The sequence below is a fragment of the Xanthomonas pisi DSM 18956 genome (genome assembly GCF_001010415.1).
In the GTDB taxonomy this organism is placed as follows: Bacteria; Pseudomonadota; Gammaproteobacteria; order Xanthomonadales; family Xanthomonadaceae; genus Xanthomonas; species Xanthomonas pisi.
The window spans coordinates 1-325 of the sequence record NZ_JPLE01000334.1; the positions used below are offsets into that span (position 1 = coordinate 1).

The 325-nt window shown below is 42.2% G+C and carries 1 protein-coding gene; it reads left to right on the top strand.

What is annotated here, in order from left to right:
• Positions 1–325 (top strand): glycoside hydrolase family protein (locus Y887_RS19950; RefSeq protein ID WP_046965686.1); only part of this gene is annotated, 325 nt, incomplete at both ends.

Here is a 325-nt window from a genome sequence, read left to right on the forward strand (position 1 = left end):
CATAGGCCATTTGGTAACAAAGAACCCGTCTTTAGCCGTAGCTAAAGCTGAACTTGATAGAATGATCGGTCGTAAATGCAACGGTACAATTACCCTTGATGAGGCTGAAAAGCTATTTAATGAAGATGTTGATAAAGCCGTTCGCGGAATCTTGGGTAATGCTAAACTTAAACCGGTATATGATTCTTTAGATGCAGTTCGTCGATGTGCATTGGTCAATATGGTCTTCCAAATGGGTGTAGCAGGCGTTGCTGGTTTTACTAATTCTCTTCGTATGCTTCAACAGAAACGTTGGGATGAAGCGGCAGTAAATCTCGCCCAATCT